Below are 8,298 nucleotides of genomic sequence, written 5' to 3'. Positions count from 1 at the left end.
GGGTCGGGGTCGGGGTGGGGGTTGCCGGTGGGGTCGGCGTCGGCGACGGTGTCGCGGTCGGCGACGGGGCCGTAGGCGGGGTCGGGATCGGGGTGCGCGACGGGGGCACGACGACCACCGTCGTGGGTGCGGGCCGCGGCCGCGTCGGAGACGCGGTCGCCGAGGCGGTCGGAGCGGCGGCCCGCGAGGTGGGCTCGGACAGTTGCGGCGACGGGGCCACGGTCGCGCCGCCCGGCCCGTCGCCCCGCCCCACCCACGCCACGGCGCCGACGGCCGTCGCGACCACGGCCGCGGCGGACACGCCCGCGCCGAGCGAGACCAACCACGGCTTGTCCGCGAACAGTCCGACCACGCCTCCAGCCGCCGCGGTGCCGGTGCCGGTGCCGGCGTACGTCGCCGCCGCGGCACCGAGCAGTACCGGGGCCAGGACGGCGCCGAGGTCGGTGCTGAGCGCGTGGAGCTCGAGATAGGCCGCGGTGCAGTCCGGGCAGGCGGCGAGGTGGGCTTCGAGCCGCTGCCGGCGGCGGCCGCGCAGGCGGCTGCGTGCGTAGAGGGGGAGATCCTCGCGGTACGGGCGGCAGGCCTCGTCGCAGGTCTCGCTCAGGTGGGCCGCGAGGTAGGCGCCGCGCAGACCCTCGCGAGCGCGGAAGGCCAGTGCGGCGACGGCGTTCGGCTTGAGTCCGAGGAGCCGGCCGACGGTCTCGTGGTCGTCGCCCTCGACGGTGGTGTGCCACAGCACGGCCTGCCAGCGCTCGGGCAGCGACGCGAACGAGGCAGCCAGCAGGCTGGACTCCTGCCACCGCTCGGTCTCGTCGGGCACGGCGACGTCGAGCTGGTCGGCGTCCTCGACCCACGCGTGCCGGCTGTCGCGGCGGACATGGTTGACGTAGACGTTGTGCACGGTCCGCAGCAGGTAGGCCCGGAACGCCAGCTGTGGCCCGCCGCCGGCTCGGATGCTCTCCAGCAGCTTGGCGAACGCCTCCGCGACGAGGTCCTCGGCCGTCGTCGGGTCGGTGAGACCGCGGGCATAGCGGACGGCGGCGTCGTGGTGTCGGGCATAGAGCACCGCCACCGCCTCGCTGTCCCCGTCTCCGGCGGCGGAGATGAGGTCGAGGTCGCTCGCGGACTCAGGTGCCAAGAACGCGGTCATCCGGGTCACTACTCCTCGCGGGCGCCTCGCGAACGCACCCTGTGCAGGCTCGCCGAGCCGGCGTTCGTTCCTGGCAGCGAGTCGCGGGCGACGGCGGGTTTCACCCGGTGATTCACCCTGCTCCGTAGCGCGGAAGCCGATCGGTCTAGACCGATCGACGCGCGGTCGCAGGAGGCGTAAGCGATCGGCGGATCGGTGGTCCTCAACCTGGCGTCGGGCTCGTGCTCGTCGCCAAGACGACGGCGACAACGGATGTGGGGACAGCAGATGGGCAAGGCCCGGTGGCGCGGAGTGCTCGGGTCGGCAGTGATGTCGACGATGGCGCTGGTGATGGCGAGTACGGCGCTCGTGGCGACGGCGCTCGTGGGGGCCGCCGATGCGGCGCCGGCGCAGTCGCAGGTCGGCATCACCAAGGAGAGCAGCCTCGACGGGTCGACGGTGACCCCGGGCGCCCAGTTCACCTACACGCTCACCGTGCGGTGCTCGGGCCTGACGACCGGCTGCGTCAACCAGACGGTCACCGACGTGCTGCCCGCCGGGCTCGACGTGACCTCGCTGCCGCAGTCGACCGAGACGCGGGAGGTCGCCTATGACGCCTCGACCCGCACCCTGACCGTCCGCTTCCTCGAGCCGCTGCAGGAGCCGGTCGGCGAGGTCGGCCTCAACGACGGCTCGACGCGGGTGTTCGACATCGGCATGCGCCTGCCCGCCGACACCTCGATGCCCGACGGCACGGAGATCACCAACGAGGCCTCGACCGTCGCCGACAACGCACCCGCGGCGACCGCCGAGAACGTGCTGCCGGTCTCGGTGCCGCGCGAGGTGCGACCGGTCGCGACCAAGGCCTGGGCGGACGGATCGGCGATCGCCGGCAGCGGCGAGGCCACCACCGTGACCCTGGGGGTGCGCAACGCCTCGTCGAGCTCGGCGAGCGTCCGAGAGCTGAGGCTCACCGACACGACGCCCGCGACCTACGAGTACTTCGACCTCACCGGTGTCGAGCTCGTCTCCTTCCCGGCCGGCGCGGACCGCGCGCAGCTCCTGGTCTGTACGGCGGCCGGGTCGGCGTGCGCCGACGAGAGCGCCTGGTCCGGTGGGCCGGCCGCCTCGTCGGCCGGTCCGCTCGCGCTCCCCGGCGCCGTCGCGCCCGGCGACGTCACCGGGATCCGGGTGCGCTTCACCGACAGCGCCGGCGCCGCGCTCCCCTACGACGCCACCGGCGGCCAGGTCCGTCTGGGCCTCGAGCTGCGGGACACGCTCCGCTCGACGGGGGCGGTCGTCGCGCCGACCAGCAAGGTCACGGTCAGCAACTGCGCCGTGCCCGGGGCGGTCGACGAGACCGACACCCTGACCAGTGGTGCGGCGGCGTGCGCGCCGTTCGACGTGCTGCCCGGCACCGTGCTGGTGAGCGCGCAGAAGACCTTCGTCGCCGACACCAACGCCAACTTCACCCGCGAGAACGGCGAGTACGCCGTGGTCGGCCAGAGCTCCCCGGTCTCGGCCACCGTCTCGGTGCGCAACGACTCCGCCTTCCCGCTGCGACAGGTGCGCATCACCGAGCCGGACGCCGGCGCCCCGGCCTCGGAGTTCGCGAAGCTCGACGTGACGAAGGTGCGGCTGCGCTTCCCGGCCGGGGCCACGTCCGGGAGTCTGACCGTCAAGTACGCCGACGGCAGCGCCGACCTCGTGCAGACGCTGTCGGCCACGGCGACGGTGGACGTCGCCCGCCCGGGCACCCGGGTCACCGGCGTCGAGGTGCTCTACACGGGCGTCGACGGCGAGGGGAAGCCGTCGATCGCGATCGGCTCCACGTCGTACCTCGACCTGCACGGCACGCTCAACGGCGGCGTCACCAACGACGACCTGCCGGGCGGCGCCTCCCCGGGCGTCGGCAACTGCGCGGCCTACCGCGCGCAGGCGGACGTCTCCGACAGCACGGGCACCACCGCCGGCACCGCCTGCGCCACGCTGCCCGTCGAGGCACGCCGCAGCGGCGGCAGCGGCGTGAAGACCGTCGGCCAGACCTCGGTGCCGCTGGGCCAGCCGATCCCGTTCACGCTGACCCTCACCAACAACGGCAACGTCCCGCTCGTCGACCCGGTGCTCAACGACCCGCCGGTCGAGGCGGACGGCACGCCGCGCACGACCGGCAACCCGTTCACGGCGCTGTCGCTGGTCTCGGCGGCCGTGCGCAAGGACACCGGGGTGCCCACCGTCGACCTCGAGGTCTTCGACCCGGACGCCAACGCCAACGCTGGGGCCTGGGCGCCGTACGCCGCCTCCGACACCGCGCTGCTGGCCCGCGCCACCGGCGTGCGTGCGCTCGTCCGCGGCGAGCTCGCTCCGACCAAGCGGGTGTTCGTCGACCTCGTGATGGAGCGCCGGGCCGGGGTGCCGGACGGCACCACGCTGAGCAACTGCTTCGCCGCGGCCGCGGTCGACTGGACCGGCGACCCGGTCTGCTCGGCCGAGCTCCTGACGGCGCCAGCCGCCAGCGGCGCCGTGCTCAACAAGTCGATCTCGCCCGGCCAGCTGCCGGCGCCGATCCCCGGAGTCCCCCAGCAGACCGCGCAGGTCCGGCTGGCCGTGGCCAACACCGGCAACGTCAGCGCGAAGCAGCTCCAGGTCACCGACACCGACAGCGACTTCTTCGACGCCGTCGACTTCGGCCGGATCCGCTCGGTGAGCTTCCCGGTGGGCGCCAACCGCCTCCAGGTCGACGCGCTCACCGCGAGCGGCTGGGTGACCGGCAACCCGGTGGGAAGCGGCTTCGGCCTGCCCGACCAGGTCGACGAGCAGGACGTGATCGGCGTCCGGCTGACGTTCACCAACTCCGACGGCGGCTACTCGCTGCGCCCCTGCGAGGGCTCGCCGACGCCGGCCGGCTGCACCGGCGTCGTCGTGCTCGACGTGCACCCGCGCAGCACACTGCGCTCGGACCCCGCCACGGCCCCGCCGGCCCAGCTCGACAACACCGCGGTGGCCGGCTACGAGACCCGGCTGCAGGCCCCGGGCACGATCGCCACGATCGACCCGGTCGAGGCCACCCTCGACCTGGTCGAGGGCGATCCCCAGCTCGACGTCGACAAGAGCCCCAACAGCGCAATTGCGCCGGGCGAGACCGCGCCCTTCCGGCTCCAGGTCACCAACTCCGGCACGGCGGACCTGCCCGGCGTCGTGGTCACCGACCTGCTGCCCGCCGGCCTCAGCTTCGACGAGACCTACCAGTCCGGCACCGGCTACCGCATCGTCGACGTGCAGGTGCCGGCCGGCACCGAGGCCCTCCCGACGCCGACGTTCACGCCCACCAGCAGCGGCGGCGGCCGGATCGACGAGCTGCGCTGGTCGTTCGGCGACTGGGTGATGCGGCCCGGCGCGACGTTCACGATCGAGATCCAGGTGCGGCTGGCGCCCGGCGTGACCGAGGGTCAGGTCAGCACCAACCTCATGGGCGCCACCTCCCCGGCCGACGGCCTGGCCTGCGCTGCCGGCACCGGCACGTCGACCGACGGCACCCTCGGCACCGGCACCTGGTGCACCGACTCGGCCGCGGTCACGACCAAGGCCGGCGCGGCCTTCGAGGCCCGCAAGTGGGTGGCCGGCAACGACGCGCTCGGCTGGTGGGACAACCGCAATCTCAAGCCGGTGCCCGTCGGCGACCCGTCCTGCCCGTCCCTGACCCAGGACGGCCGGACCTACACGGCCTACCCGTGCGTCGCGCTGGTCAACCCCGGCGACCGCTACGACTACCTGCTGCGCATGGTCAACGCCGGCACCGAGCCGGCCACCGCGATGCGCATCATCGACCGGTTCCCGGTCCAGGGCGACAAGGGCGTCGTGCTCAGCGGCACCGACCGCGGCACCCAGTGGGACAACCGGCCGCGCCTGGCCACCGAGCCGGTGCTCGTCGGGAGCGGCACGCTCACCACGACCTACGCGAACAGCGAGGCGGGCGTGTGCACCGCCGACCTCTCGATGACCGACGCCTGCGGCGCCGGCACCTGGGCCGACGGCTTCGGCAGGGACGCCGTGGCGGCGCAGATGCGGGTCGCGTGGCCGACGCCGCTGGCGCCGGGCGACGGCGTGAGCATCACGTTCTCCATGGATACGCCGCTCGACGTGACCCAGGTCGCCGACCCGACGATCGCGTGGAACTCCTTCGGCCACGCCGAGACCACCCGCCGCGCCAACAACGCCACTCGCGTGCTGCCGCCGACCGAGCCGATCCAGGTCGGTGTCGCGACGGCGTACGGCACCCTGCGCGTCGCGAAGGAGCTGCTGGCCAACCCCGGCGGCCTGCCGGTGGCCGACCGCGCGTTCGAGATCGACTACTCCTGCCGCATCACGCCGATCGGCAACCCGGCCCAGGTGGTGGCCGAGGGCACGCTGACCCTGCGGCCCGGCGAGTCCGCCGACGTCACCGGCCTGCCGGGCGGCGCGGTCTGCCGGGTCTGGGAGGAGGACGCCGCAGGCGGCGTGACCAACTACCCCGCCGACAGTCCCGCGGTCGTCACGATCGATCCCCAGCTCGGCCCGGACCCGGCGCCGGCGGCGACCGTCACGGTCACCAACAGCTACCCGCTCGCCGACATCGAGCTGGTCAAGCAGGTCACCGGCGACGCCGCGGCGTACGGCGCGGGCACGACCTACCCCGTCCAGGTGGTGTGCACCATGGGCGGCCGCACCGCGGACGGCTTCCCCGTGACCGTGAACCTGGTCGGCAACGACCGCCGCACGCTGAGCGCGCCGGTCGGCTCGACCTGCACCGCCACCGAGCTCGACAGCGGCGGCGCGACGTCGGCGTCGGTCAGCCCCGTGGCCGGCGTGCTGGTCACCGCCGGTGCGAGCACGCCGCCGAGCCTGACGGTGACGAACAGGTTCGAGAGCGGCAACCTGCAGATCCTCAAGCGCATCGCCGGCACCGGCGCCGCGCTGCCGGCCGGCCCGTTCGAGTACCGCGTCTCATGCACGTTCGCAGGCCGCTCGATCGGACCGGTGACCGTGACGGTGCCGCGGCCGGACGGTCGGACCGAGCTGGTCGCGGACGTGCCGCTGGCGCTGCCGGTCGGGGCCGTCTGCACCGTCACCGAGACCGACGACGGCGGCGCCGACGCGACGCCGCCGCCGGTGACGGTCACGATCGTCGAGAACGCCAGCGACAACACCGTCCGCGCGACGTTCACCAACGAGTTCTCGGCCGGCACGGTCGCACTCGGCAAGGTGCTCGCCGGCGACGGTGCGACCGCGGCGTACGCCACCGGTGCGGTGTTCACCGTCGACGTCACCTGCGCGATCGGCAGCCCGACCAACGTCCTCTTCTCGGCGGCCGCCCAGATCCGCGGGGGTGAGCGGATCCAGCTCGAGGACGCCCTGGGCAACCCCGTCCTGCTGCCCGTCGGCGCGCGCTGCTGGGCCGTCGAGAGCGGCACCGGCGGTGCGAGCGGCCAGGCGGTCAACGCGGGCAGCTTCGACGACGCGCTCGTCGTGGCCGCCGGCCAGCCGGCCGTGGTCCAGAGCCTCGAGCTCGAGGTGACCAACACCTTCGCGCTCACCAGCCTGGTCGTCGACAAGGTCGTGACGGGCGACGCCGCGGACTACGCCGCCGGCCGTGAGTACGAGCTCGCCGTCAGCTGCGTGCTGCCGCAGGACGGCGTCGAGACGCCGATCCTCACGGCCGCGCCGTACTCGATCGCCCCGGGTGCGCCGGTCACCGTGCCGGACCTGCCCATCGGCGCCCGGTGCTGGGTCGTCGAGACCGATGCCGGCGGTGCGACGCGGACGAGCGTCGACTACGGCGACCCGTCGACGGCCGTGGTGCTCGGCGAGCAGCCGGGCGCCGTCACGGTCACCAACGAGTTCGCGGCCGCGGAGCTCGAGGTCACCAAGAAGGTCGTCGGCGGTCCGGCCGGCCCCTACTCCTTCGAGGTCGAGTGCACCACCGACGAGGGCCCCGTCGAGCTGCGTCCCCAGGACGCGTCGTTCGAGCTCCGCGACGGCGGGCGCCGCACGATCCGGGTGCCGCTCGGCGCGACCTGCACCGTGGTCGAGGTCGACGCGCCCGACGCGGCGACGGTCACCTATCGGGAGGGCCGGCCGCGGAGCGGTCCGGCCGACGGCGCGGTCGTGGTCGACCAGGACCGCACCGTGACCGTGGTGAACACCTTCGACGGCACCGGCGGCACCGGCGGCGGCAACCCGGGTGGCGTCGGCGGCGCCGGCGGCGGCAACCCGGACGGCGTCGGCGGCACCGGTGCCGGCGCGCTGCCCGACCTCGGCGGCCCGGCCTTCGGGCTGCTCGCCCTCGCGCTGACCCTGGTCGTCGGCGGGCTGGCGCTCGCTCGCTGGGGCCGGCGTCCGGGGCCGTCCCGGGAGTGACCGCGAACCCCGAGCCGCCCGGCCCGCGCCGGCGCCGGCCGCCCCGTCCCGGGCGGTCGTCTGGGCATGGGCATGGGCGTCGGCGCGGGCGTCTGGGCTGGCTCGGCCTGGTGGGCGTCGTACTGGCGTTGTCGGGGCTGGTGCTCGCGGGCTACGTCGGGTGGCAGCTGTTCGGCACGACCTGGGTGTCCAAGCGGCAGCAGGCGGCGGTCGCCGAGGAGCTGCGCGGGAGCTGGCGACAGGGCGAGGCCACGGTCGCCGTCGACCAGGGGACGGCCCGGGCATTGGTCCGGATCCCGGCCTTCGGCTCCGACTTCGCGGTCCCGGTGTTCGACGGCACCGCCGACGACGCGCTGGCCGCGGGCATCGGCCACTTCGCCGGGACCGCCGGCCCGGGACAGCGCGGCAACTACGCGCTGGCGGGGCACCGCGTCACCCGCGGCGAGCCCTTCCGCAACCTCCCGGACCTCGAGGTCGGCGACCGGATCCTGGTCGACACGGCCGAGGCGACCTACACCTACGAGCTGGTGACGTCCGGAGACGCGCTGACGGTCCCCTCCTCGGCCGGCTGGGTCCTCGACCGGCTTCCCGCCAACCCCGACCCCGGCGGCGTCCAGCCTCTCCAGCGGCCCGGCTCGCGGCTGCTCACCCTCGTCACCTGCTCGGAGCTGTTCCGCACCGACGGCAGGCTGGTGGCGTTCGCGAAGCTCGTCGGGACCGCCGTCCGCTCCTGAGCACGTGTCCTGAGCCGCCGGTCGGCGTACCTCGTCACC

General features: G+C 74.5%; 3 protein-coding genes. 2 read left to right on the top strand and 1 reads right to left on the bottom strand.

Annotated features, from left to right (window positions below):
• On the bottom strand, positions 1-1,150 hold a 1,150-nt coding region (locus ACYVKX_RS02310), incomplete at its 3' end, for an RNA polymerase sigma factor (protein ID WP_460828922.1).
• A gap of 252 nt (positions 1,151-1,402) precedes the next feature.
• Between ACYVKX_RS02310 and ACYVKX_RS02305 the strand changes: the two genes are divergently transcribed.
• Together ACYVKX_RS02305 and ACYVKX_RS02300 are read left to right on the top strand one after the other, a co-directional pair.
• A complete protein-coding gene (locus tag ACYVKX_RS02305) occupies positions 1,403-7,525 on the top strand; it encodes a DUF5979 domain-containing protein (RefSeq protein ID WP_460828921.1) in 6,123 nt (2,040 codons plus the stop codon).
• 110 nt (positions 7,526-7,635) lie between these two features.
• The gene (locus ACYVKX_RS02300) at positions 7,636-8,259 is read left to right on the top strand and encodes a class E sortase (RefSeq protein WP_460828920.1); all 624 of its coding nucleotides are present in this window, start codon (positions 7,636-7,638) and stop codon (positions 8,257-8,259) included.
• Positions 8,260-8,298 lie beyond the last annotated feature (39 nt).

Source organism: Nocardioides hungaricus, assembly GCF_054782915.1.
This window is presented reverse-complemented; position numbering and strand designations above follow the sequence as displayed.